Here is a 23,350-nt window from a genome sequence, read left to right as displayed (position 1 = left end):
CCTCCGACCATACCGCCCGCGGATGCACCACTATGACCCCTACTTCTGGTGAGGGAGGTCTCGGGTGTTGATCGCGGGCCCGGACACGCGTGTCGTCGAGCTGCGGGTGCACGGCGTGCAGGGCACGACGCCGCAGACGCTGGTCGACGCCGTCGCGGCCGTGGACGTTGCGGGAGACGGGCTCGGGCGCATCGTGCGTCCCGCGGACCGGCTCCGCAGACCCGCGCCGGGCCCGGTGCTGCAGACCGGCGGACGCGCCGTGCCGCGCGTGGTCGAGGGGTACCTCTGGGGTGGCATGACGTCCGGAGGTGTGGCCAAGGCCACTTGGGCGCTGCTGTTCCCGTTCAGCATCGCGAACGTCGCGCACTGGATGCTGCCTCCCGTTCCGGAGCGGAACCTGGCCGCCCACCTGCTCGGACTCGGCCTGCGGTCGTTGCTGCGGGTGTTCGCCCTGCTGCTGACGGCGCTGCTGGTCGCACAGGTCTCGGTGGTCAGCCTCGACCTGCTCGCCGCCCAGTGCCTGCGACCTGGCTCGACCTGCCTGACCAGCGTTCCGACCGACGTGCGGCTGCTGCCGTGGTTCCGCACGTTCCTCGGGCTTCTGCCGGTCGTCGTGCTGATCTCGGTGATGCGGCGCATCTCGCACGTCGAGTGGCGGATCGAGCGCCGTGAGATCGCCGACGCGCAGGACGAGGAACGACAGCCCGCGTCCGGCCTGCCCGGCGCGCACGTCGCCACCGACCCGGACACGCCCGCGTTGCGGTCCTTGCACGTCGTGACGGCTTTGGCGGTGACCTCGCTGATCGCTCTCGGCGGGCCGTTGAAGCAGCTCACGGCCTCTGGGCAGATGGGTGTGGCCATCACCGTGGCGTGGGTCGTCGCGTTGGTGTTCATCGGACTGTCGGTGCTCGGTGTGCTGCTGCTCGACGACCCGACCGGTGGTGCTCCTCATCGCGGCGGACGGTGGCTGCGGGCGGCGTTGGGCCGGCGGCCTCGGCACGTGCTGATGGCGCTGTCCGCGGTGCTGGTGCTGACGACGCTCGGGTTGCAGGAGCAGCTGCCGATACGGGTGCCGGGCGCGGACGTGACCGTGCAGGTCCTGGCGTTGCTGATGGCGTTCGTGCTGGCGTTGTTCGCGCTCCTGCTGGTGCCTGCGGCACTGCTGGCGCGCAAGACGTGGGCCTCGCTGCCGCGCGAGCTGCGGCCGTGGGCCGGTGGCTGGTTCTCCGCGCCGGTGCTGGCGATCGCCGGGCTGCTGGGCGGCGGCTTCGGTGCCGGGGTCGCGCTGCCGGTGCGCAAGGCGCTGGGCGACGGGCTGCACCTGCCGGACGGGTACGCGTACATCACCTTCTTGTGGGGCGTGGCGGGTGCTTTGGCGTTGCTCAGCACGTTCGCGGTGGCGTCGTTCACCGGCGCGGTGCGGTGGCAGGCGTTCCGCAAGGGCAAGGTGTGGGCGCGCGAAGCCTCGTTGCTGCACTCCGGCCGGATCCGTGACCTCCGCACCGCGACGCGCGCGTGGTGGTGGGCGCGCTGGGAACGCAACCACGGGCACCGTCTGATCATGATCGTCGCATCGGTGCTGGTGGTCGGTGCCGTGCCGGCCACCCTGCTGCGGGTGCGGAGCGTCTCGCCGCCTCCGTGGACGGCACCGCTCTCCGCTTTCGGCGTGTTCGTGCTCGGCTTGCTGGCCGTGTCGCTGCTGCGGGCGGTGTACCTGGCGGCGCGGCAACCGGAGTCGGGGCGGCGGCTGGGCATCATCGCGGACGTCGCGCAGTTCTGGCCGCGCGAAGCTCACCCGATCGTGCCACCCTGTTACGCGTTGAAGGTCGTGCCGGAGCTGGTCGCTCGCGTCGAGGACCACCTGCGCGACCCAGGCACGCGAGTAGTCCTGTGTGGACACTCGCAGGGGTCGTTGCTGGTTGCCGTTGCGGCAGCGCGGTTGCTGGAGGACCTGCCACCCCAGGACCGAGAGCGGATCGGGCTGGTGACGGCCGGGTCGCAGCTGCAGTGGGCTTATCCGCGGGCGTTTCCCGCCGTGGTACCGCACGCGTCGTTGGCCCGGCTGGCCGGTGGGCTCGACGGGCGTTGGCGCGCGTTGTGCCGCGGCACGGATCCGTTGGGCGGCGCGGTGATGACGTGGCGGCGGCAGGTGTTCGACGGGATGCTGCTCGGCGTCGGGTACCGGCCGGACGGCTCGGAGGGCGCGCTGGCGCCGGCGTTGCGCGGACCGACCGGGGCGCTGGTGCTGGGTGGCGATCACTGGTTGCCGGATCCGCAGCGAGGGCCGTTCCCGGGGCGGCGGTGGCGGTCCGGGGTGTCGGCGCACTCGGACTACACGTCGGACCCCGAGTGGGATCGGGCGGTGGCGATCGCGGCCGGGTTGCTGGACGTGGAGGCACCGGAGTCGCCGCCGCTGCCGTTCGCGCGCAAACCCGAGCCGCGATCGCACGACACGTTGGGCGGTGCTCAGCCGTGATGGATCACGACTTGGCCTGAACCTTCGACGTAGTAGGCGCCGTAGGTCGAGCAGTAGACATACGACGACTCGCCGCTGCCGTTGCGCTTCAGCGGCCCGAAGTAGTACTGGCCGTTGCTACACCGGGCACTCGCCTGGTACTGGAAGTCGTAGTTTCCGCTGCAGTTGACGCCGTAGGTGCTCCGGTCGTTCCACTTACTGCACGACGACCACCCGTCGGCGGAGGCGGAGGCGGGAACGGCGAACCCGCACAGCGCCGTGGCGAGCGCCATCACGGCCAGAGCGCGCTTTTTGTTGCCGGACATGGACTCCCTCTCGATCTCACCTGGACGCGACCGACGCCGCTCCGTTCACGGGCCAGGATGCAGGAGAACTTCGCCGAGAGGTGACGTCCTCAAGAAGCGCGCAGAGAGTCTCCGGAATCGCGGAGCGGTCGCGGAAAGTCGGTCGCGGGATACGTTGGGCGGTTCCTAGTCTGCGAGCGTGTTCCAGTACGTCTACCAGGTGACGAAGTACGACCCGGACGATTACGACGAGCGCGGGCACTACGCCGGCCCGGAAGACGTCATGAGCGACCACGGCCCGGTCGAGGCGGCCTACCTCGCGGCGGTGGCGGTGTTCGCCGAGCACCTCGGGGCGACCGAGCTGACGATCCGCGAGCCCGGCATCGCGGGGTTCGTCAACTTCGGCCTGGAGGCTCCGATCCCCGGCTACGGGCCGGCCGGTGTGGGAGGACCGGGACGGTCGCATCATCGAACTGCGGGCCGACGGCGACGACCACCCGATGGCCGTCGTGCACCTGGCCAAGGCGAAGTCCGCGATGGTGCTGTCCAACGTGTACGGCGTGAGCAAGCCGCTGCTCGCCGCAGTGCTGCCCGATGACGACGGTGTTGTTCGAGTTCGCTGGAGTGATCAATGCTGACTGGAGATCTTGTCCGCCTGCGACCCCTCGAACCCGAGGACGCCGACGCGCTGTACCGCTGGCACAACGACGAAGTGGTCATGCGCTGGCTGCAGTCGTACTTCCACGAGTCGTTGGCCGGTCTGCGCAAACGCCTTGCCGACCGCCAGGAGAACTCGCACGAGAAGTCCACCTTCTGCATCGAGACGCTGCAGGAGCGCAAGCCCATCGGGATCGTGGCGTTGCGGGAGGCGGACCCGATCAACGCGCGCGCCAAGGTCGACATCTACATCGGCGAGCAGGAGTACTGGGGTGGCGGCTACGGCACCGATGCGCTGCGCAGGGTGTGCCGGTACGGGTTCGACACGCTGCGGTTGCACTCGATCGAGCTCACCGTCGTGGAGGAGAACGAGCGGGCCGTCAAGTCCTACAAGAAGCTCGGCTTCCAGGTCGACGGACGGCTGCGCCAGGCGTTCCACCGCGACGGCGAGTGGTACGACGAGCTGCTGATGTGCGTGCTGCGGGACGAGCTCACCTGAGTGCGGGCGCGAGGTGGCCGATCGCCTCGCGCAGGTGGTCCTCCACGGACGCCGCCGACACCACGACCAGGCCGGACGGGCGTTGGTCCACCCACCGCTGCACGGCGATCCGCGCGGCCGCCGACACCGCGGCGGCCAGCACCTCGGCGCCAACCGGGTCCTTGCCCAGCCGTTCGGCGATCACCTCGGCGATCGGCGGTTCCATCGAGGCGGTCGAGTCGAGGTAGGCCTCGCGCAACGACGGGGTCGAGGTGATCAGGGCGAGGGCCTCGGTCGGCGGCTCGCGGTACTGCTCGGCGAACGCCGCGATGATCGAGTCGACCAGGGGCTCGCCGGACGGACGTGCGCGCAGGGCGGAGGCCACGGCGAGGGCGCGGGAGGCCGTGATGCCCGCGACGATCGCCTGGTCGCGGCTCGCGAAGTAGTTGTTGTAGGTGCGCGGGGAGACGTTCGCGGCCTCCGCGATCTCGTCCACCCTCACGTTGTCCGCGCCCTTCTCCAGGGCGAGGCGCAACGCGGCGGCGGCCAGTGCGGCTCGGGTCTCGGTCTTCTTGCGCTCACGCAGTCCCACGGCGATCACTGTAGAGACCTGTTGCAACACGATCACTACCGATTGACTTTCGATAGATCCCTACCGATACTCGATGCATGATTTCTGAGCGCTGGGCGGTGGTCGCCCTCCGGTTCTTCCTGGTGGCGCTGTTCGGGGTCCTCGTCGTGCTGGAGACGTTGTCGATCCCGGGCTCGTACCGGTACTCGGCCGCACAGCACCCGGAGCACGCCTCCGAGCAGTTCGTGTCGATGATCGTCGCCATCTTCTGGGTGGTCTGCGTGCAGGTGGTGATCGTGGCCACGTGGAAGCTGCTCACCCTGGTGCGCAAGGATCTGATCTTCACCGACGCCGCGATCAGGTGGGTCGACGTGATGGTCTGGGCGATCGCGGCCGGGTGGGTCGTGCTGGTGGGGGTGTTCGTCTACCTCGGCTTCATCGCCGACGACCCCGGTGTGCTGGTGTTGTTCTTCCTGTTCACGACGGGGGTTTCCGTGATCGGGCTCGTGCTCATCGTGATGCGGGCGCTGCTGCAGCGCGCCACGACGTTGCGGTCCGACATGGAAGCGGTGATCTGATGGCGATCATCGTGCGCATCGACGTCGAGCTGGCCAAGCGCAAGATGAGCGTCGGCGAGTTCGCGGAGAAGGTCGGGCTGACGCCTGCCAACGTCGCGGTGCTGAAGAACGGGCGGGCGAAGGCCGTGCGGTTCAGCACCTTGGAAGCCATGTGCCGGGTGCTGGAGTGCCAGCCGGGCGATCTCCTCGAGTTCGTGGACGAGGACGACTGACCGGCTGGCGTCCAGATCAGACGACGAACAACCACCAGCGTTCGCTCGCGGGTGCGTGGGTGTTCTCCCAGCAGTCGTACTGGGTGGCCCGGTGGTCCTGGACCAGCAGGACGCCCTGAGTCCTGCACGTGCCCCTCGTCGGGTACTTGCCCCACGGCTCCTGGGCGGACGCGGCGCCCGCGCCGCCCAGCAGGATGCCCGCGGACACCGCGATCACCGCGGCCGATGCCATTGCTCGCTTCATGCTTGTGCACACGGAAAGCACCGCCCCGCGGTTGCACGTCTCACGTCAGTCGCTTCGCCAGTCGGTCGGCGGCTTCGAACCGTCCCGACTCGGCGAGCAGGCCCACCGGTGCCAGCACGTAGTCGCGGTCGACGGTGATCTCGGCCGAGCGCAGCACCGGTCGCAGCACCGGGTCGCCCCGCAGCGCCTCCACCACCGGCGTGATGTCGGGCGTGTGCCGGAAGACGCCACCGGAGAGCACCAGCAGGCCCGCGCCGTGCGGTCCGAGCTGGCCGTCGACCTGGCGGAGATGCCTGCGCACCGCCAGGATCGCCGCGAACGACGCCAGCTTCACGTCCACGGCCGGGTCGTCGGGCAGCCAGCCGACGTTCTCGGCTCGCAGCTGGGCCTCGTGCGTGAGGTCCTCGGTGGTGAGGCGTTCGGCGTGAGCTTCCTTCACCACGCCCGGCGCGGACCAGCGCATGCCCAGGTCGCCCTCGACCGTGCGGCGGTCCGGTGGCAGCGCGACGGTCCGCTCCAGTCCTTCACTGTCCGCTGTGGACACCGCCGAGTACACGTCCGTGGTCGCCCCGCCGACGTCCACCACCAACACGGCGCCCTCACGGTCCTGCGCCGCCAACCGCGACACGCCCGCCAACACCGCGTCAGGCGTCACGGCGCGCACGAGATGCCGGAACCGCGGACCGCGTGACAGGCCCTTGCCCCCGATCACGTGCTGCAGGAACGCCGCGCGGATCGCCTTGCGGGCCGGTTCCGGGGCGAGCCGGCCGACGTCCGGCAGCACGTTCGGGCAGGCGACGACGGTGCGTTTCGCGAGCAGCTCCAAGGCTTCCGGCTGCGCCTCGACATTGCCCGCGAGCACGATCGGCACGGCCACACGGGCGAGTTTCGCGGCGTTGTGCAGCAGGACCGACCGGTCGCCGCCGTCCGTGCCGCCGACCAGCAGGACCAGGTCGGGCTCGGTCGCCCGCAGGGCTTTCACGTCGACCGGACCGGCGCTGACGTGCACGATCTTGGCGCCCGCGCTGAGCGCGACCCGGTAGCCGGCCTCGGCGCTCACGACGCGTTCCTGACCCACGACCGCGAGCCGCAGGCCACCACCGGCCGACGAGCACGCGAGGATCTCGCCGTCGCCCACCTCGGAGCGCAGCGCGTCGACGCCGTGCAGCACCTCGGGAGGCGTGGTCGGGTGCTGCCCGGTCCGGACCAGCTCGCCGTCCTCGGTGAGGAGCGCGGCCTTGGTCCAGGTGGAACCGACGTCGAGACACAGGATCACGAGGCAAGCTAACGCACCATGAAGCTCACGCCCAAGGTGATCCTCGAAGGCACCCGCCTGACCGGCAAGACGGACCTGGCCTACGCGCTCAACGAACACCCCCGTCTCGTCGGCCACCGCAAGTACCGCTACCACTCACCGTTGATCTCGGCCGAGTGGAGCGGGTTCACCAACGAACCGTGGGGCCGAGGGCTGATCGACTTCGCGCCGGACGAGACAGCGCACGCGATGGAGACGTACGAGACGTGGGTGCGGATGTTCGAACTGCAGCGCTACTACTCGTGGATCGTCGACCGCTTCCACCTGTCCACGATGGCGTATCAGGCGCGGCACGGCCGTGAGTTCGACTTCGGGTGGCTGGAGGAACGGCTGAAGCCGCTCAACTTCGCGATCGTGCTGTGCACCCGGCCGGAGGACACGTTCGAGGAAGCGCGCGAGGAGCGGTTGAAGATCAGCGCGAACCCGAAGCAGTACGTGTCGCTGGAACCGTTCGTCGAGGAGCAGGGGCAGCTGCGCGCGCTGGCGGCGAAGTCGATCCTGCCCGTGTTCGAGTTCGACGTGACGCGCCACAGGCCGGACGACGTGGCGGACTTCCTGTCCGAACGCGACCTGCTGACCCTCCAGTAGGTCCTAGTCGTCCGCCTTCTCGTGCACGACCTGCATGAACGACCCGAGCTGCGCGAGCTGCCCCGGTGTGAACAGGTCGATCAGGTACGCGCGAACCGTCTCGACGTGACCGGGCGCGGTGGCGTTCAGCAGCTCCTTGCCGGCGTCGGTGAGCACGGCGACGATGCCGCGCTCGTCGGACTCGTGCGGTTCGCGCCGCACGAGTCCCGACTTCTCCAGCTTGCCGATCTGGTAGGTCAGCGAGCTCTTCGACACCACCACGCGGCGGGCCAGCTCGGTCATGCGCATGCGGTTGCCCGGCTGTTCGGACAGCACGGCCAGCACGTTGTACTGCGCGTGCGAGAGACCCGCGTCGCGCTGCAACTGCTGTTCGATCTGCCTCTCGAGGAGGTGGTACGCCTGCACGAAGTGGTGCCAGGCGTCCCTCTCCTCCGCGGAAAGCCACCGCGCGTTTGCCATGGGTCCGCAGGTTAGTTGGTCCAGAGGTGTTCCTCTGGGACTAGACCCCTGGTTCTTCGCCGTGCTTGACCACCGGTTCCGGCACCACCTTGCTCTCGCCGGTCCTGCCGAGCACCGAGTTGCGGCGGCTGTAGGCGAAGTAGACGACGACGCCGAGCGCCATCCAGACGAGGAACCGGACCCACGTGAGCGCGGTCAAGTTCAGCATCAGCCACAGGCAGGCGAGGATCGCGAGGATCGGCACCAACGGCACGAGCGGCACCCGGAACCCGCGCGACAGGTCCGGCCGGGTCCTGCGCAGCACCCACACGCCCGCGGACACCAGGATGAACGCGAACAACGTGCCGACGTTCACCATCTCCTCGAGCTTGCCGGCCGGGAAGAAGCCCGCCGCGACCGCGACCAGCACACCGATGATGACCGTGATGCGCGTCGGCGTCCCGTGGCTGCCGGTCTTCGCGAGCCCGCGCGGCAGCAGCCCGTCCCGCGACATCGCGAACAACACCCGGCTCTGGCCGAGCATCAGCACCATGACGACGGTCGTGAGACCGGCGAGCGCGCCGACCGAGATCACCGTCGCCGCCCAGTCGACGCCGTTGTCCCGGAACGCGCTGGCGAGCGTGGCGCGCGTGCCGTCCGGCTGCGTCGCGAGCTTCGTGTAGGGCACCATGCCGGTGATCACCAGCGTCACCGCGACGTACAGCACCGTGACGATCGCGAGCGACCCGAGAATGCCCCGCGGCACGGCCTTCTGCGGGTTCTTGGTCTCCTCCGCCGTGGTCGCCACGACGTCGAACCCGATGAACGCGAAGAACACGATGCTCGCCGCCGCCAGCATGCCGAGCACGCCGTACGTGCTGCCCGAGTAGCCGGTGAGCAGCGAGAACAGCGACTGCTCGATCCCGGTGTGCGCCGCCGGACCGCTCTCTGCGGCCGGTGGGATGAACGGGCTGTAGTTCTCGGCCTTGATGTACCCGATGCCGAGCACGATCACGAGCAGCACCACCGCGACCTTGACGGCCGTGATGACCGCGCTGACCCGCGAGCTCAGCTTCGTGCCGATGATCAGGAGGACGGTGAGCACGGCGACCAGCAGCACCGCACCCCAGTCGAACTTGACCCCATCACCGACCTCGGTCTTCACGTTGATGCCGAGCAGCCCGAGCGTCGTCTGCAGGTAGGCCGACCACCCCTTGGCCACCGCCGCCGACCCGACCGCGAACTCCAGCACCAGGTCCCAGCCGATGATCCACGCCGCGAACTCGCCGAACGTCGCGTAGGAGAACGTGTACGCACTGCCCGCAACGGGCACCGTCGAGGCGAACTCGGCGTAGCACAACGCGGCCAGCGCACACGCGATCGCCGCGAGCACGAAGCTCAGGGACACCGACGGCCCGGCGATGTTGCCCGCCGTGCTCGCGGTGAGCGTGAAGATGCCGGCACCGATGACCACCGCGACACCGAAGACCGTCAGGTCCCACGCCGTGAGATCCTTGCGGAGCTTGGTGTCCGGCTCGTCGGTGTCAGCGATCGACTGCTCGATCGACTTCGTGCGCCACAACCCGTTGCCCGGCACGGTGCATACCTCCTTGATGGACCTGTTCGGCCCACCCTAGAGGTATCCAACATGTGGAACGTCTATAGCTGCTGTCCGGTGGTTTGTCCGGAAAACGATGAAGGGCTCCTTACTGCACCTGAGGTGCAATGCCAGGAACTCAAGGGGCGACGCGTTGCGCCGACCTTCGCGGGCAGGCTCGCGATGAACGGCGCATTTGTTCACCTCAGGTGGACAAATGCGCCGTTCATCCCAGTCGGGTTCGCCGCTCCCGCCGGGCGCACCAGGTCTGCGCTGCACTGCCACGCACCGTGCGATCAGGCCTCGCCAGGCGCGTGGCGACGTGGATGAAGGCGCCCTTCATCCACACCAGGTGGAGCAAAGAGCCCTTCATCGAGGTGAGTCAGGACCTGACCGTGGAGCGGTCCAGGTCCGGCTCCAGGTAGATGAGGCGAGCGTGCGGCACCTTGTTCCGCACCCGCTGCTCGGCATCGTTGATCGCCTGAGCCACCTCGTCCAGCGGCAGCTCGGGCTCCAACGCGATCTTGGCCGCGACGAGCAGCTCCTCCGGCCCGAGGTACTGCGTCTTGATGTGGATGACCCGCTGCACCTTGCCCACGGCCAGCTCGTCGCAGATCAGGTCGAGATCGGCATCGGACGCACCCTCGCCGATCAGCAGCGACTTCATCTCGATGATCAGGATGATCGCGATCACGCCGAGCAGCGCGCCGATGGCGATGGTGCCGAGCGCGTCGAACACCGGGTCGCCGGTGATCGTGGTGAGGCCGACGCCGAGCAACGCGAGGACGAGACCGATGAGCGCGCCCGCGTCCTCCAGCAGCACGACCGGCAGCTCGGGCACGCGGGAGTTGCGGATGAAGCCCCACCAGGTGGACTCGCCCTTGATCTTCTTCGACTCGCCGATGGCGGTGACGAAGCTGTAGCCCTCCAGGCCGATCGCGACCACGAGGATCGCCACCGCGACGATCGGGCTGTCCAGGGCGGAGGGTTCGTGCAGCTTGTGGATGCCCTCGTACAGGGCGAAGACCGAGCCGAGGCTGAAGAGCATCAGCGCGACCACGAACGACCAGAAGTAGCGGTCGCGGCCGTAGCCGAACGGGTGGAGCCTCGTGGCCTGGCGCTTGGCCGTCTTCTGGCCGAGCAGCAGCAGGCCCTGGTTCGACGTGTCGGCGACCGAGTGCACCGCCTCGGCCAGCATCGACGACGAGCCGGTGATCAAGAATCCGACGAACTTGGCTGCCGCGATACCGGCGTTCGCCACCAACGCCGCGATGATGGCCTTGGTTCCGCCCCCTGCTGACACGCCTGTCTCCTCGCTGAACCGAGTCCTGCCCGGAACAAGTCCGCTTTGTCCGGTCGTGAACCTTAGTCGTTCCCGGCCGTGGCGCGGAAAAGTTGAGCGGATTCAACACCATCCGGCCGGACGAGCACCGCCGGGTCCGAGGCGGGCAGCCACACGGACTGGCCGCGGGTCAGGCGCAGCTCGTCGCCGCGGGCGTTCGTCAGCACCGCCGCGCCCGCGGTGCACAGCATGATCTGCGGGCCGTCGTGGTTGACGCGGGTCTCGCCGGTGACGTCCAACCGCGACAGTTCGAACTCGGGCGCGGGCGTGCGGTAGACGCGGACGCCGGGCGAGACCTCCTCGCCGAGCAGCACCTCCATGTCACCGCAGGTGAAGTCGAGCACGCGCAGCAGTTCCGGCACGTCGACGTGCTTCGGGGTGAGGCCGCAGCGCAGGACGTTGTCGGAGTTCGCGAGGATCTCGATGCCGGTGCCGCGCAGGTACGCGTGCAGGTTGCCGGCGGGCAGGTGGATGGCCTCGCCCGGCTGCAGCACGATGCGGTTCAGCAGCAACGCGGCCAGCACGCCCGCGTCGCCGGGGTAGGACTCGCCGAGCTCCAGGATCGTGCGGCACTCCAGGTCGAACTCGCCGTGCTCCTTCACGTGCAGCACGCACGCGTCCAGGACCTGGGGCAGCAGCGTCGACAGCGACGTCTGCGGCAGCGTGATCAGCATGGTGAACAGCGCGCGCAGGCCCGACGAGTCCGGCTGCGCGACCAGCATCTCGGTGTACGGGGCCAGCGCGGGTGCGTCCAGCTCGCGCAGCAGCGCCACCGTCCGCGCCGGGGCGCGGAAGCCCGCGAGGGCGTGGAACTCGGTCAGGGCGCAGATCAGTTCCGGTTTGGCGGCCGGGTCCTTGTAGTTGCGCACCGCGGCGTCGCGCGGCACGCCGGCGGCCTCCTCGGCGGCGAAGCCCTCCGCCGCCTGCGCCGCGGACGGGTGGGCCTGCAGGCTCAGCGCCTCCTCGGCGGCGAGCACCTTGAGCAGGAACGGAAGCCTGCTGCCCCACCGCTGCGACACGCGCGTGCCCAGCTGGCCGTCGGGGTCAGCGGACAGCAGGTCGAGCAACGAGCGCTCGGCGCCGTCCGCGCCGACGATCCGGGACGGGTCGCCGGGATGGGCGCCCATCCACAGCTCGGCCTCGGGATGGGGTGCGGGCACCTCCCTCCCGAGCAGCTCGGCGATGGCCGTGCGCGATCCCCACGCGTACGGCCTGACCGCGTTGTGCAGCAGGTCCACTTCTCTTCTCAGCTCCCAAGTCAGTACGGGTTGCCGCCGAGCGTTCCGGCGGCGAGCCCGAGGTACAGCGCGGCAAGTTCGAAGCGGAGCGCGAGCAGCGCGGCGCTGACCGCGTCGCCTCCCGCCACCTCGACGGCCGGCTCCAGCACGTCGGCTCCCGGCAGGGCGTCCTCGGCGGCGTGCCGAACAGCATCGGCCACCGGGCCCTGGCGAACGGCCAGCAACAGCACGCGCACGAGTCCGCCACCGGTGTCGTCGTCCGGATCGGCGAACAGGTCCGCGCCAGAAGTCCCCTGCACCGCACGGCGGTGAAGCACCGGACGGGTCAGGGCCTGCGGATACCCGGCGACATCGCAGGCAATCCCGGCGAACGCCGCCAGCACGCTCGCGCCGTGCACGCCCACCGACGTGGCGACCTCGTCGAGGCCCCACAGCAGCGGCGTGCGGTCGGCGACGCGCAGCGCGAGCGACTTCGCCGGGTTCACGAACGACTCGTGCATCGGGTGGTCGCGCTCGGCCTCGCGGTCCAGCTCGTCCGCGATCAGCCCGACGTCCACCTTCAGCAGGTTGAGCGCGTTGAGCACCGTGAGCCACGCGGCGAGCGCGCGGTGGAAGCTGAAGCCCGGCGGCACGTCGACGCGCGGCGCGAGCAGCACGGCCTGGCCGGCCGCCGCGGCCGCGACGGGTCCCTCGTCCGGCGCGGTCACCAACGTCCGCGCGCCGCGGCGGGCAGCGCGGTCGATCGACTCGGCGAGCACCCGGTCGCCGGGGTCCTCTGTGTGCGCGAGCACCACGTCGAGCGCGCCGACCCACGGCGGCACCTCGTCGGACACCACGACCGGCACCGAGCAGCCCGGACCGAGCAACGCCATGACGACTCCTGCGACCGCCACCGAGTGGCCGGGCCGGGTGACCAGCACGACCGCGCGCGGTCGTTCGGAGAAGATCCGCTCCACTCCCGAGTCGGCCGCGGCCTCCGCGGTGGAACGGACCTGTGCTCCCGCCCGAGCGGCAGCCCTCAGCCAGCCACCGGTGTCGGCGTCGGCGAGGCGGCTCGGGTCGTCGAGCAGCATGTCGTCGAGCACCGGGTCACCCAGCCGTGGGCGGCTCGACCGCCTCGTCCAGCAGCAGCACCGGGATGCCGTCGCGCACCGGGAACGAACGACCGCACGCGGTGCACGTGAGGAAGTCCGCCTCCGGGTCGTCCGGCGTCCCGAGCCGCAACGGCGCGTGCTCGGGGCACGGGCAGGCGAGGATCTCCAGCAACTGCTCTTCGAGCTTGACGGCCACTTCTGTTCTCCCTCAGGCCCGCACGATCGCGAGGACCTCGTCGCGCAGGGCGGCGACGGCCTCGTCGTTGGCTGCTTCGACGTTCAGGCGCAGCAGCGGCTCGGTGTTCGAGGCCCGCAGGTTGAACCACGACCCGTCCGCCAGCTGCACGGTGAGACCGTCCAGCTCGTCCAGCGTGACGCCGTCGCGGGACCCGAACGCCTCCTTGATCGCGGCGATCCGCCCGGCCTGGTCGGTCACGGTCGAGTTGATCTCACCGGACGCGGCGTAGCGGTTGTACACCTCGGTCAGCTTCGACAGCGGACCGTCCTGCTCGCCCAGCGCGGCCAGCACGTGCAGCGCGGCCAGCATGCCGGTGTCGGCACGCCAGAAGTCGCGGAAGTAGTAGTGCGCGGAGTGCTCGCCACCGAAGATGGCGCCCGTCTTGGCCATCTCCTCCTTGATGAACGAGTGCCCGACGCGCGTGCGCACCGGCTGACCGCCGTGCTCGCGCACGATCTCCGGCACCGCGTGCGAGGTGATCAGGTTGTGGATGATCGTGCCGCCGGGGTCCTTCGCCAGCTCGCGCACCGCGACCAGCGCGGTGATCGCCGACGGGCTCACCGGGTCGCCGTTCTCGTCGACGACGAAGCAGCGGTCCGCGTCACCGTCGAACGCGACACCGGCGTCGGCACCCTCGGCCTTCGTGCGGGCCTGCAGGTCGACGATGTTCTTGGGGTCGAGCGGGTTCGCCTCGTGGTTCGGGAAGCTGCCGTCGAGCTCGAAGTACATGGGGATCACCTCGATGGGCAGGCCCTCGAAGACCTGCGGCACCGTGTAGCCGCCCATGCCGTTGCCCGCGTCCACGACGATCTTGAGCGGGCGGATGTCCTTCAGGTTGACCAGCTCGTTCAGGTACGCCGCGTAGTCCGCGAGCATGTTGCGCTCTTCGAACGTCCCGCGCTCGACGCCCTCGGCGTCCGGCACCTGGTTCTCGGCGTCCTGACGGATCTGCGCGAGCCCGGAGTCCTGCCCGACGGGGCTCGCGCCCGCGCGGCAGAGCTTGATGCCGTTGTACTGCGCGGGGTTGTGGCTCGCGGTGAACATGGCACCGGGCAGGTCGAGCTTGCCGGACGCGAAGTAGAGCATGTCCGTGCTGGCCAGGCCGATGCTGATGACGTTGACGCCCTGCGCCTGAGCACCCTCGGCGAACGCCCTGGACAGCTCCGGCGACGAGTCGCGCATGTCGTGGCCGATGACGATGGCGGGCCCACCCACCAGCCGCGCGAAAGCCGCGCCGAAGTCGCGCACTACGCCGGCGTCCAGCTGCTCGCCGACCACCCCACGGATGTCGTACGCCTTGACGATGCCGGACAGGTCACGCACGCCGCACACTCCCGAAACTCGCTCTTGACGGCCACTGCCCGGCAGCCTACCGGCGAGACGATCGGTGATGCGTGTGGTCAGTCAGTCCTCGTGCGGATCAGGCAATACCCGCAGGTGACCGCGCCTCTGCGTGCCCGCGGGCACATCGGGCACCTTGGGGGTCACATCAGCCCGCCCGGCCTCGCGCACGGCCTCGGCCAGCGCCGTCAGGTCGTCCACACTCGGCTCGGGCGCCGCGAACTCACCCTGATGCCTGACGACCTCCCACCCGCGCGGCGCCGTGAGCCGCAACGCGTGCTCCTCGCACAGGTCGTAGCTGTGCGGTTCGGAGTACGTGGCGAGCGGTCCGACGACTGCGGTGGAGTCCGCATAGGCGTAGGTGAGCGTGGCGACAGCCGGGTTAGCACACCCGGTTCGCGAGCACCGTCTCACGCTCCGCACGATCGGGGACGATAGCGCGTCCACGCGAGCCTGTGTGTGAGGCACGCTGTGTTTGCTCTTCCGGCGCAGCAACTAGGCTGCTGGGTTGTGGTGATGGCACGGGGTTCACGTCGACAGGACTCGCCGCGTCGGCGCAACCGAGACCGGCACGGCCGAGGCCTGCGCGGCCCGCTCTACCCTGCCACCCTCCCAGCCGCCCGCTCGCGCGCCGAACGCTTCGACGCCCTGGTCATCGAGGCCCTGGAGCCCATCGAGGCCCGCTGGCGCACCGAGCTCACCCAGCTGGACGTGGCCGTGGACGACGTGCCCGACGTCCAGGTGGAAGGCGAGGACGGAGTGGTGGAGGACGGCAACGTCCCGCTCGCCCGCCTGCTGCCCGCCGGGTCCGACCAGCGTGCCCGAATCGTTCTCTACCGGCGTCCGCTCGAGGCCCGCGCGAAGGACGGCGCGGACCTGGCGGACCTGGTGCACGACGTCCTGGTCGAGCAGGTCGCCAACTACCTGGGCCTGGACCCGGACGTGATCGACGAGGGCTGAGTCCCTCCTCACACCCGCCGCCGGCCGGTTCCGAAGCGCACGCGGGGAGCTTTCGTGCACTCCTCGCGCACGCAAGGGCCCCGCGTGCGGCAACAACCAGGCCGCACCGCACAAGCGGTCCAGAAGTACGCGGGGAGCTTTCGTGCACTCCTCGCGCACGCAAGGGCCCCGCGTGTGGCGGCGGCAGGGGTCAGGGGCGGCGGCGGGTTGGGATCGCGGTCAGGAAGGTGAACAGCGCGGCGGCGGCCTGCGCCAGCAGCAGGAAGTCCCGCAATGTGGTCGACATCTCAACCCGGACCTCGGCGCCGGAGCCCGGCAGCGGCACCCCGACCAGATGCCCCCAGGCCCGGACCACCGGAACCTGGGCACCGTCGACGGAGACCACCCAACCCGGTTCGTCCTCGGCCGCGAGCACGAGCACGCGTCCCTCGGCTCCTGGCGAGACCCGGACCGCCACCTCCGGCAGCGACACGTTGACCGGTGCCACCCCGGCCGCGGCCAGTTCGGTGGGCGGCTCGCCGCCGGTGCGGGCCCGCCGCGCCAGGTCAGGGCCCAGCAACACGCCCGTGTCGGCCGCGAACCGCAACCGCAGCACGGGACGGCCGTCCGAAACGGCGGGCGCGACCGACACCAGCTCCCCCGCCGCGCTCCGCACGCGCGCGGCCGCCTCGTCCGACGGCAGCACCAGGAACGAGACCCCGGAAGACGCCGCCTGAGCCAAGGCCACGGTCACCGCGGGCCCGGCCCCGTCCAGCAGCGCCGAGTTCCACCGACGCAGCCGGGCAGGTGACGACACGGTCGGCACCAGATCGTCGTCCCCGAACGCGGGCATCCGCCCGGCGACCTGGCGGACCGGTCCCCCGAGGACCAGCACGGACCGCCCGGTGCGCTCCAGCTCGGCGGTCAACGACGCCGACAGCTGCGGACCGCCGTCAGCCCTCAGCGGCCCGGACCGGAGATCCAGCAACCCGGCCACCCCGAGGCTCGCCAACGTGACGACACCCACCACGTACACGGCCCGCCGGACCCGAGCCTGCCCGGCCACGCCAGGCGGCACCCCGCGCTGACACCCGGCCAGCACCACACACACGAGCCCCCAGGCCAGGATCACCAACGGCGTCCCGGGCCAGGCGTGAACAGCGGCAACGGCGGCCAGCGCGCCGATCGCCAGCACGATCACCGACAGGCCGGGCAGCATCGCGGCGTTGGGCCGCAACACCGCGGCGGCGAACGCGGCGGCCACGAACACCGAGCAGACGATCAGGTTCGGCGGAGGTGACGAGAACGGCGCACCGAGCCCGTTCAGCACCATCTCGGGGTGTTGCAGCAGCACGGCCGGCCACGGCAACAACAACGCCATCGGCAACAGCACGATGGCGAACAACGCGGCGATGCGCCGTGCCCCACCGGACACCGCGACGAACCCGCCCAGGGCGCCGACGATCGTCACGGCGTGGGTCAACGGCGAGAACGCCCCGAGCACCGCGACGCCGATCGCCGTGCCGGAAGCCATCGGCAACCACGCGTGGGTGGACGACGCGCGCAACACCGCGTACACGCCGGCGAACACCACGGGCGTCACGATGTGGACCACGACGACGTCCAACCGTCCCTCTGCCACGGCGGTCGTGGCCACCGGCAGCAATCCGTAGAAGGCCGCCACCACCGCGCGCACGGACCGTCGTACGCGCATGCCGCGTGACGCGATGTAGGCCGACAACGCCGCGAGAGGGATGTCGCCGAGCATCAACAACGCGACCGCGAACGAGGGGCCGCCGGGGATCAGCCCCAGGACGGCCAGAGCGGCCGGAGCGGGCGCCGCGGTGCCACCGGAAACCGGGTGCCAGGAGGCGAGGTAGGTCGACCAGACCGATCCCAGAGACCCGACCGGAAGCAACCGGCCGCCGGCCAGGTCCAGGCCGAGACGCGACCAGTTGGCCACCACCGCGACCACCGACAGGCTCAGCACCAGCAGCACCGGAGGGGCCAGCAGCAGCGATCGCAGCACCCGCGACTGGTCCACCTCGACGAAGACCATCTCCTCGCCGCGAGGTCCGGGCGACGGCCTGGGACGTGGCGAAGGACGCAGTGCGCCGGGCAACGCCGCGTCGACCGGGACGACGACCGGTGGTCGCCGCAGACCGGCCACGCGCGGACGGCCGCGGGCCGCACCGGCGGGCAACGCCGACGGGCCCACCAGCGGGACGTCCACTTCGGACGGTTCGAGCCACGCCGAACGAGCGTCGGACGCGGGCAGACGGCCGAGCGCGGCGTCGGCCTCGACCCGGCGGCGGATCAGGAAGGCGGCACCGGCGCGCACGGCGTTGCGGAACCTGGTCAGTCGCGAGGTGAACAAGCCGCGCACCACGGCCGACCCGCGGCGGGTGCGGCGGCCCTGCAGCAGACGGCCTCGGGTCAGGAGGTAGCGGGCGGCGCCCACTTCCGCGTGCGCGTCGGCGAACCGGCGGAGGAACAGGAAACCCAGCGCCCGCAGCAAAGACAGAAGAAGCAGGCGCGGGAGTCCGATGAGGAACGAGAAACCCGAGGTGTTGACCAGGAACGTGCGCATGCCGTGCGCGCGGTCGACGCCACGAAAGGATGGACCTGGGCGAGCCATGGCCGCGTCCAAACGACGTGCACCTTTGGTCGCAGCACGGGCATGGCGCATCCGGGCCACCGGAACGCACAGGACCAAATGACCGGCCCGGTTCACCCGCCAGCCGAAATCGATGTCGTCGCGCAGCAGCGGCATCGCCTCGTCGTAGCCACCCAGCGCGTGCCAGACCTCGCGGCGGATCAGCGAACCGGCCGACGACACCGCCAGCACCTCGGTGCTCTGCTGGAACGAGGCGGAGTGTTCGGCGGACGAGAGGCCAAGCTGTCGATGTCCTGAAGAATCCGTCGACAGACCGGCCTCGACGACCAGACGAGAATCCACCCAATCGAGGCACAGCGGGCCCAGCACGGCAGCACTGGGAGACACCTCGGCCGCGGTCAGCAGGGCGGCCAGGCAGTCGGGTTCGGGCGCGCTGTCGTCGTGCAGCAACCACAGCCACTTGCCGGGATCGCCCCACCGTTCGACGGCGTGCTCGACGGCCACGCGCACGGCCGTGCCGAAACCCGTGCCGCGCGGCAGGGTCAGCACGCCGTCCAGCAGATCTTCCGCCTCCGCCAGGATTTTCGCCGTGCGGTCGTGGGACCCGGTGTCGACCGCGATCACGTGCCGAGGGCGAATTCGCTGACGCCGCAACGCGGACAGCGCCGTGCTGAGCCACTGGTCGCCGTCGTGGCAGACCAGGACGCACAGCACCGGCGCGGTCCGGAGCCTCGGGTGAGGACTTGTCACGTCCTCAAGTTAAGGCACAAAGATCACACTTCTGACCGGCTAGACGGCTCGCTTCTTCAGCTTGCGGCGTTCTCGTTCACTGAGACCGCCCCAGATGCCGAAGCGTTCGTCGTGCTGGAGCGCGTACTCAAGGCACTCCGACCGGACCTCGCAGCCCAGGCAGATGCGCTTGGCCTCCCGCGTCGAACCACCCTTTTCGGGGAAGAACGCCTCGGGATCCGTCTGCGCGCAGAGCGCACGCTCCTGCCAGTCCTGCTCGTCGGCAGGGTCGAACAGGTACGACAGTTCGCCCTGCACAACCGGCTGCGCGACGTGATCTTCTTCGAATTCCTGCATTTCGTCCGCCTCCTCGCCTTCCGCTCTCCCCGGTTGGCGGACGCCAGACGCCGTTCCCACAACGACGAATGACACCGATGTGATTACACCTGCGTCACAGTCGGCGGTCAAGCGGAGTCCACACGTCGGGGGATATTCGCGCAGATGGCCGCAAAAACCTTGACTGGCAGCACAGACAGTGATTCAGGCGTCGCAAGGGGTCCCCGAACGGCCCACCACGCCAGCCGACACGCCACACTGGAGGGGTGAAGCGATCAGCGGTGCGCCCCAGTCCACTGTTCCTCGGTCTGCTCGCGGCAACGGCTGCCGGAGCTGCTCTCACCCTGCTCGAAGGTGATGTCGCCATCATCGCGGGCACCATCCTCTTCGTACTCGCCGGGTGGGCGGTGACGCTGTGCCTGCACGAGTTCGGGCACGCCGCCGTGGCGTACAAGGGCGGCGATTTCTCCGTGCGGGACAAGGGATATCTGACCCTCGACATCCGCCGCTACACCGATCCGGTGCTGAGCATCGTGCTGCCGCTGGTGCTGCTCGCGGTCGGCGGAATTCCCCTTCCGGGTGGCGCGGTGTGGATCAACCACCACGCGCTGCGCTCGAAGAAGATCGAGTCGCTCGTCTCACTCGCCGGCCCCGCCGCGAACCTCGCGATCGGCGTGGTCCTCGCGGGAATCGTCACGCTGTTTTCGCCGCCTGCCGCGCTCGCGGCAGCGATTTCGTACCTGGCCCTGTTGCAGGTGATCGCGTTCCTGCTGAACATCCTTCCCATTCCCGGCCTGGACGGGTGGGGCGTCTGGGAGCCGTTCATGCCCTACCAGGCGCAGCAGTTCGGCGCGAAGGCCAGGATGTGGGCACCGCTGGTGCTCTTCGCCGTGCTGCTGACCTTCTCCGAGGTCAACGTGCTGTTCTTCCAGGCGGCGTCCGTGGTGTTCGACGCGGTCGGCGGCGACCGGGGCGCGGCCGGTTCCGGCGCGGTGGCGTTCGCGTTCTGGCGCTACCTGTAGGCGTGCCGCGGCACTGTGGAAGCATGGTTCGGCGTGAAGGTCGTAGCACTGGTCGGCGGGGTCGGCGGCGCGAGGTTCCTGCAGGGACTCAAACAAGTCGGGGCTGACGTCACCGCGGTGGTCAACACCGGCGATGACGTGTGGATGCACGGGCTGCGCATCACGCCCGACCTCGACACCTGCATGTACACCCTGGGCGGCGGGATCGACACCGAACGCGGCTGGGGCCGCGCGGACGAGTCGTGGACCGTCAAGGAAGAGCTGATGGCGTACGGGGCCGAACCGACGTGGTTCGGGCTCGGCGACCGGGACCTGGCCACGCACCTGGTCCGCACCAGGATGCTGCGCGCCGGCTACCCGCTGTCGGCCGTCACCGAGGCGCTGTGCGACCGCTGGCAGCCGGGCGTGCGGCTGCTGCCGATGTCGGACGACCGGGTGGAGACCCACGTCGTGGTCGAGCTGGACGGCGAGCCGAAGGCGATCCACTTCCAGGAGTGGTGGGTCAAGCACCGGGCGGCGCTGCCCGCGCAGTCGTTCGCGTTCGTCGGCGCCGAGACCGCCACCGCCGGACCGGGCGTGCTGGACGCGATCGCCCAGGCGGACGCGGTGATCCTGGCCCCGTCCAACCCCGTTGTGAGCATCGGCACGATCTTGAACGTGCCCGGCGTGCGCGACGCGCTGCGCAAGACGGAGGCCGGTGTCGTGGGCCTGTCGCCGATCATCGGCGGGAAACCGTTGCGCGGTATGGCCGACGCTTGTTTGGACGCGATCGGTGTCGAGACCTCGGCCGAGGCGGTCGGGCGGCTCTACGGCTCCCGCAAGTGCTCGGAGGACGGCATCCTCGACGCGTGGCTGGTGCACACCGGCGACCGCGCCGACGTGCCGGGTGTCGCGGTTCGCGCGGTTCCGCTGCTGATGTCCGATGTGGACGCCACGGCGCAGATGGCCCGTGCCGCGCTGGAGCTGGCCGGAGTCGACGTTGACTGACCACGCCGCCGCGGCACTGGAGCTGCTGCCGGTACCGGGTCTGCCGGAGTTCCGCCCCGGCGACGACCTCGCGGGCGCGATCGCCGCCGCCGCGCCCTGGCTGCGCGACGGCGACGTGCTGGTCGTCACGTCCAAGGTGCTGTCCAAAGTAGAGGGACGGCTGGTCGGTGTGCCCGCCGACCCCGAGGAACGCGACAGGATCCGGCGCGAGCACGTCGAGGCCGAGTCCGTGCGCGTGCTCGCCCGCAAGATGCGCACGCTGATCACCGAGAACAAGCTCGGCATCGTGCAGGCCGCGTCGGGCGTCGACGCCTCCAACGTGGCGGGCGACGAGATCGCGCTGCTCCCCGTCGACCCGGACGGCTCGGCGGCGGCGTTGCGCGGCGCGTTGAAGGGCCTGCTCGGCGTCGAGGTCGCGGTGATCGTCACCGACACGATGGGCCGCGCGTGGCGGATGGGCCAGACCGACGCCGCGATCGGCGCGTCCGGCATCCGCGTGCTGCACAACTACGCGGGTTCGGTCGACGAGCACGGCAACGAGCTGGTCGTGACGTCCGTGGCGGTCGCCGACGAGATCGCCGCCGCCGCCGACCTGGTCAAGGGCAAGCTCGGCGGGGTGCCGGTGGCGGTGCTGCGCGGGTACGACGTGGTGGACGACGGCTCGTCCGCCCGCGACCTGGCCCGCCCGACTCACGAGGACCTGTTCCGGCTCGGCACGGAGGAGGCGCTGGCCCAGGGCCGGGCCGAGGCCGTGCTGATGCGGCGGTCCGTGCGGTTCTACTCGCCCGAACCGGTCGACGTCGCTGCTGTGCGGCGTGCGGTCGGTGCGGCTCTGACCGCGCCCGCGCCGCACCACACCAAGCCGCTGCGGTTCGTGCTGGTGCGGGAGAAGCGCGCTGCGTTGCTGCAGGCGATGCGCGCGCAGTGGGAGGCGGACCTGCGCGGCGACGGGTTCACCGACGAGCAGATCGCGCGCCGGGTGCGGCGGGGCGACCTGCTGGTCGAGGCACCGGAGGTCGTGGTGCCGTTCCTGGTCCGCGACGGGGCGCACGCGTACCCGGATCAGCGCAGGTCAGAGGCCGAGAAGACGATGTTCACGGTCGCCGGCGGCGCCGCGGTGCAGGGGCTGCTGGTGGCGCTGGCCGCGCAGGGGCTCGGCTCGTGCTGGGTGTCGTCGACGATCTTCTGCGCCGACGTGGTGCGGGAGGTGCTGGGGGTGCCGCAGGACTGGGAGCCGCTGGGTGCGGTGGCGGTCGGGCACCCGGCGGAACCGCTGACGCCACGCGAGCCGCTGGAAGGGCTGATCGAGCTGTGACACTGCACGACGACGCGGTCTCCACGCTGAGCCGGTTCACCGGCCAGGACGCGTTGAAGGAGGCCTACCTGGGCTTCCTGGCCGCCCGCGAGGACGCCTGCCGGCGGTCCTGCGAACCCGGCCACCTCACGGCCTCGGCGCTCGTCCTGGACGCCACCGCGGAGCACGCCCTGCTCACACTGCACCCCCGCGTGGGCCGGTGGCTCCAGCTCGGCGGCCACTGCGAACCCGAGGACGAGACGCTGGCGGCGGCGGCGCTGCGGGAGGCCACCGAGGAGTCGGGCATGCGCGGACTGCGGATAGAGCCGACACCGATCCACCTCGACGTGCACCCCATCACGTGCTCGCTCGGCAAGCCGACGCGGCACTTCGACGTGCGGTTCCTCGTGCGGGCACCGGTCGGGGCGCAGCCGGTGAAGTCGGCCGAGTCGGTGGACCTGCAGTGGTGGCCGCTGGACTCGTTGCCAGACAACGTGGACGACCTGCACCCGCTGATCGAGTCGGCGCTCGCTCGTCTTCGTTGACGCGGTTCAGGCGCCTGCCTCGTTGTCGATGAAGGGCTCATTCATCGACCTGGTGTTTTAACCAGGATGCTCTTGACCTTTGACATGGGTACGGCCACCGCTTGATCATCTTTGGGTTCCTCTCACAGAGCTCAAAGACAAAGGCGGTGGCCGTGTCTCGTAGTGTGCCGGATCAAGGTCTGGCTGCTCA

25 protein-coding genes are annotated in these 23,350 nt (G+C 70.2%); 11 read left to right on the top strand and 14 right to left on the bottom strand.

Annotation, left to right across the window (positions count from 1 at the left end):
* Positions 1-64 precede the first annotated feature (64 nt).
* Positions 65-2,476 (top strand): hypothetical protein, encoded by a 2,412-nt coding sequence (locus ABZV40_RS23330; RefSeq protein ID WP_355445110.1) that lies wholly within the window; start codon positions 65-67, stop codon positions 2,474-2,476.
* Here the strand turns inward: ABZV40_RS23330 and ABZV40_RS23325 are convergent.
* A complete protein-coding gene (locus ABZV40_RS23325; protein WP_355445107.1) occupies positions 2,467-2,781 on the bottom strand; it encodes a hypothetical protein in 315 nt (104 codons plus the stop codon). The genes ABZV40_RS23330 and ABZV40_RS23325 overlap by 10 nt on opposite strands.
* Before the next feature lie 419 nt (positions 2,782-3,200).
* Here ABZV40_RS23325 and ABZV40_RS23320 point away from each other — a divergent pair, with 419 nt between their 5' ends.
* Both ABZV40_RS23320 and ABZV40_RS23315 read left to right on the top strand, forming a co-directional pair.
* A complete protein-coding gene (locus ABZV40_RS23320) occupies positions 3,201-3,398 on the top strand; it encodes a hypothetical protein (RefSeq protein ID WP_355445104.1) in 198 nt (65 codons plus the stop codon).
* Positions 3,392-3,916, top strand: coding sequence for a GNAT family protein (locus ABZV40_RS23315; protein WP_355445101.1), 525 nt, complete (start codon positions 3,392-3,394; stop codon positions 3,914-3,916). Before ABZV40_RS23320 ends, ABZV40_RS23315 begins: the two co-directional genes overlap by 7 nt.
* Here ABZV40_RS23315 and ABZV40_RS23310 read toward each other — a convergent pair.
* On the bottom strand, positions 3,909-4,487 hold the full coding sequence (locus ABZV40_RS23310; protein ID WP_355445098.1) for a TetR family transcriptional regulator: 579 nt from the start codon (positions 4,485-4,487) through the stop codon (positions 3,909-3,911). The two genes, ABZV40_RS23315 and ABZV40_RS23310, sit on opposite strands and share 8 nt — an antisense overlap.
* A 77-nt stretch (positions 4,488-4,564) precedes the next feature.
* On the opposite strand from ABZV40_RS23310, the gene ABZV40_RS23305 reads away from it, so the two are divergent.
* Positions 4,565-5,044 carry a DUF2975 domain-containing protein gene (locus tag ABZV40_RS23305; protein ID WP_355445095.1) on the top strand — a complete coding sequence of 160 codons (480 nt, stop codon included), beginning with the start codon at positions 4,565-4,567 and terminating at the stop codon, positions 5,042-5,044.
* Positions 5,044-5,256: a helix-turn-helix transcriptional regulator gene (locus ABZV40_RS23300; RefSeq protein WP_355445092.1), complete on the top strand. Its 213-nt coding sequence runs from the start codon at positions 5,044-5,046 to the stop codon at positions 5,254-5,256. Before ABZV40_RS23305 ends, ABZV40_RS23300 begins: the two co-directional genes overlap by 1 nt.
* A 16-nt stretch (positions 5,257-5,272) precedes the next feature.
* Here the strand turns inward: ABZV40_RS23300 and ABZV40_RS23295 are convergent, their stop codons facing one another.
* Both ABZV40_RS23295 and ABZV40_RS23290 read right to left on the bottom strand, forming a co-directional pair.
* Complete coding sequence (locus ABZV40_RS23295; RefSeq protein WP_355445090.1) at positions 5,273-5,500, bottom strand: hypothetical protein; 228 nt, start codon at positions 5,498-5,500, stop codon at positions 5,273-5,275.
* 40 nt (positions 5,501-5,540) lie between these two features.
* A complete protein-coding gene (locus tag ABZV40_RS23290; RefSeq protein ID WP_355445087.1) occupies positions 5,541-6,776 on the bottom strand; it encodes a glutamate mutase L in 1,236 nt (411 codons plus the stop codon).
* 18 nt (positions 6,777-6,794) lie between these two features.
* On the opposite strand from ABZV40_RS23290, the gene ABZV40_RS23285 reads away from it, so the two are divergent.
* Entirely contained in the window at positions 6,795-7,403 is a 609-nt protein-coding gene (locus tag ABZV40_RS23285; protein ID WP_355445084.1) for a hypothetical protein, read from the top strand.
* A 3-nt stretch (positions 7,404-7,406) separates the two neighbouring features.
* Here ABZV40_RS23285 and ABZV40_RS23280 read toward each other — a convergent pair whose 3' ends face one another.
* From ABZV40_RS23280 to ABZV40_RS23245, 8 genes are all read right to left on the bottom strand, one after another.
* Positions 7,407-7,862, bottom strand: a complete 456-nt coding sequence (locus ABZV40_RS23280; RefSeq protein WP_355445082.1) for a MarR family transcriptional regulator — start codon at positions 7,860-7,862, stop codon at positions 7,407-7,409.
* A gap of 40 nt (positions 7,863-7,902) precedes the next feature.
* Positions 7,903-9,438 (bottom strand): amino acid permease, encoded by a 1,536-nt coding sequence (locus tag ABZV40_RS23275; RefSeq protein WP_355445079.1) that lies wholly within the window; start codon positions 9,436-9,438, stop codon positions 7,903-7,905.
* A gap of 382 nt (positions 9,439-9,820) precedes the next feature.
* Positions 9,821-10,741 carry a cation diffusion facilitator family transporter gene (locus tag ABZV40_RS23270; protein ID WP_355445076.1) on the bottom strand — a complete coding sequence of 307 codons (921 nt, stop codon included), beginning with the start codon at positions 10,739-10,741 and terminating at the stop codon, positions 9,821-9,823.
* A gap of 62 nt (positions 10,742-10,803) precedes the next feature.
* Entirely contained in the window at positions 10,804-12,018 is a 1,215-nt protein-coding gene (gene manA / locus ABZV40_RS23265) for a mannose-6-phosphate isomerase, class I (RefSeq protein ID WP_355445073.1), read from the bottom strand.
* Positions 12,019-12,038: 20 nt separating this feature from the next.
* On the bottom strand, positions 12,039-13,103 hold the full coding sequence (locus ABZV40_RS23260) for a hypothetical protein (protein ID WP_355445070.1): 1,065 nt from the start codon (positions 13,101-13,103) through the stop codon (positions 12,039-12,041).
* Positions 13,104-13,107: 4 nt separating this feature from the next.
* A complete protein-coding gene (locus tag ABZV40_RS23255) occupies positions 13,108-13,308 on the bottom strand; it encodes a Trm112 family protein (RefSeq protein ID WP_355445067.1) in 201 nt (66 codons plus the stop codon).
* A gap of 12 nt (positions 13,309-13,320) precedes the next feature.
* Positions 13,321-14,673 carry a phosphomannomutase/phosphoglucomutase gene (locus ABZV40_RS23250; protein ID WP_355445064.1) on the bottom strand — a complete coding sequence of 451 codons (1,353 nt, stop codon included), beginning with the start codon at positions 14,671-14,673 and terminating at the stop codon, positions 13,321-13,323.
* Between the two features lie 81 nt (positions 14,674-14,754).
* Positions 14,755-15,114 (bottom strand): DUF3499 domain-containing protein, encoded by a 360-nt coding sequence (locus ABZV40_RS23245; RefSeq protein ID WP_355445061.1) that lies wholly within the window; start codon positions 15,112-15,114, stop codon positions 14,755-14,757.
* A gap of 93 nt (positions 15,115-15,207) precedes the next feature.
* Between ABZV40_RS23245 and ABZV40_RS23240 the strand changes: the two genes are divergently transcribed.
* On the top strand, positions 15,208-15,651 hold the full coding sequence (locus tag ABZV40_RS23240) for a metallopeptidase family protein (RefSeq protein WP_086660853.1): 444 nt from the start codon (positions 15,208-15,210) through the stop codon (positions 15,649-15,651).
* Positions 15,652-15,841: 190 nt separating this feature from the next.
* Here the strand turns inward: ABZV40_RS23240 and ABZV40_RS23235 are convergent, their stop codons facing one another.
* Both ABZV40_RS23235 and ABZV40_RS23230 read right to left on the bottom strand, forming a co-directional pair.
* Positions 15,842-18,997, bottom strand: coding sequence for a glycosyltransferase family 2 protein (locus ABZV40_RS23235; RefSeq protein WP_355445057.1), 3,156 nt, complete (start codon positions 18,995-18,997; stop codon positions 15,842-15,844).
* 39 nt (positions 18,998-19,036) lie between these two features.
* Positions 19,037-19,333: a WhiB family transcriptional regulator gene (locus ABZV40_RS23230; RefSeq protein ID WP_045315329.1), complete on the bottom strand. Its 297-nt coding sequence runs from the start codon at positions 19,331-19,333 to the stop codon at positions 19,037-19,039.
* Between the two features lie 245 nt (positions 19,334-19,578).
* Between ABZV40_RS23230 and ABZV40_RS23225 the strand changes: the two genes are divergently transcribed.
* From ABZV40_RS23225 to ABZV40_RS23210, 4 genes are read left to right on the top strand one after another with little or no spacing between them, the layout of a single operon-like run.
* Positions 19,579-20,334, top strand: coding sequence for a site-2 protease family protein (locus ABZV40_RS23225; protein WP_355445054.1), 756 nt, complete (start codon positions 19,579-19,581; stop codon positions 20,332-20,334).
* Between the two features lie 33 nt (positions 20,335-20,367).
* Complete coding sequence (gene cofD, locus ABZV40_RS23220) at positions 20,368-21,321, top strand: 2-phospho-L-lactate transferase (protein WP_355445051.1); 954 nt, start codon at positions 20,368-20,370, stop codon at positions 21,319-21,321.
* Positions 21,314-22,636: a coenzyme F420-0:L-glutamate ligase gene (locus tag ABZV40_RS23215; protein ID WP_355445048.1), complete on the top strand. Its 1,323-nt coding sequence runs from the start codon at positions 21,314-21,316 to the stop codon at positions 22,634-22,636. Before cofD ends, ABZV40_RS23215 begins: the two co-directional genes overlap by 8 nt.
* Positions 22,633-23,160, top strand: a complete 528-nt coding sequence (locus ABZV40_RS23210; protein WP_355445045.1) for an NUDIX hydrolase — start codon at positions 22,633-22,635, stop codon at positions 23,158-23,160. Before ABZV40_RS23215 ends, ABZV40_RS23210 begins: the two co-directional genes overlap by 4 nt.
* The last annotated feature ends 190 nt before the right edge of the window (positions 23,161-23,350 follow it).

It is taken from the genome of Lentzea sp. NPDC004782, assembly GCF_040609115.1.
GTDB lineage: Bacteria > Actinomycetota > Actinomycetes > Mycobacteriales > Pseudonocardiaceae > Lentzea.
The sequence above is the reverse complement of the archived record's forward strand: the minus strand, read 5'-3'. Positions and strand labels throughout refer to the sequence as shown.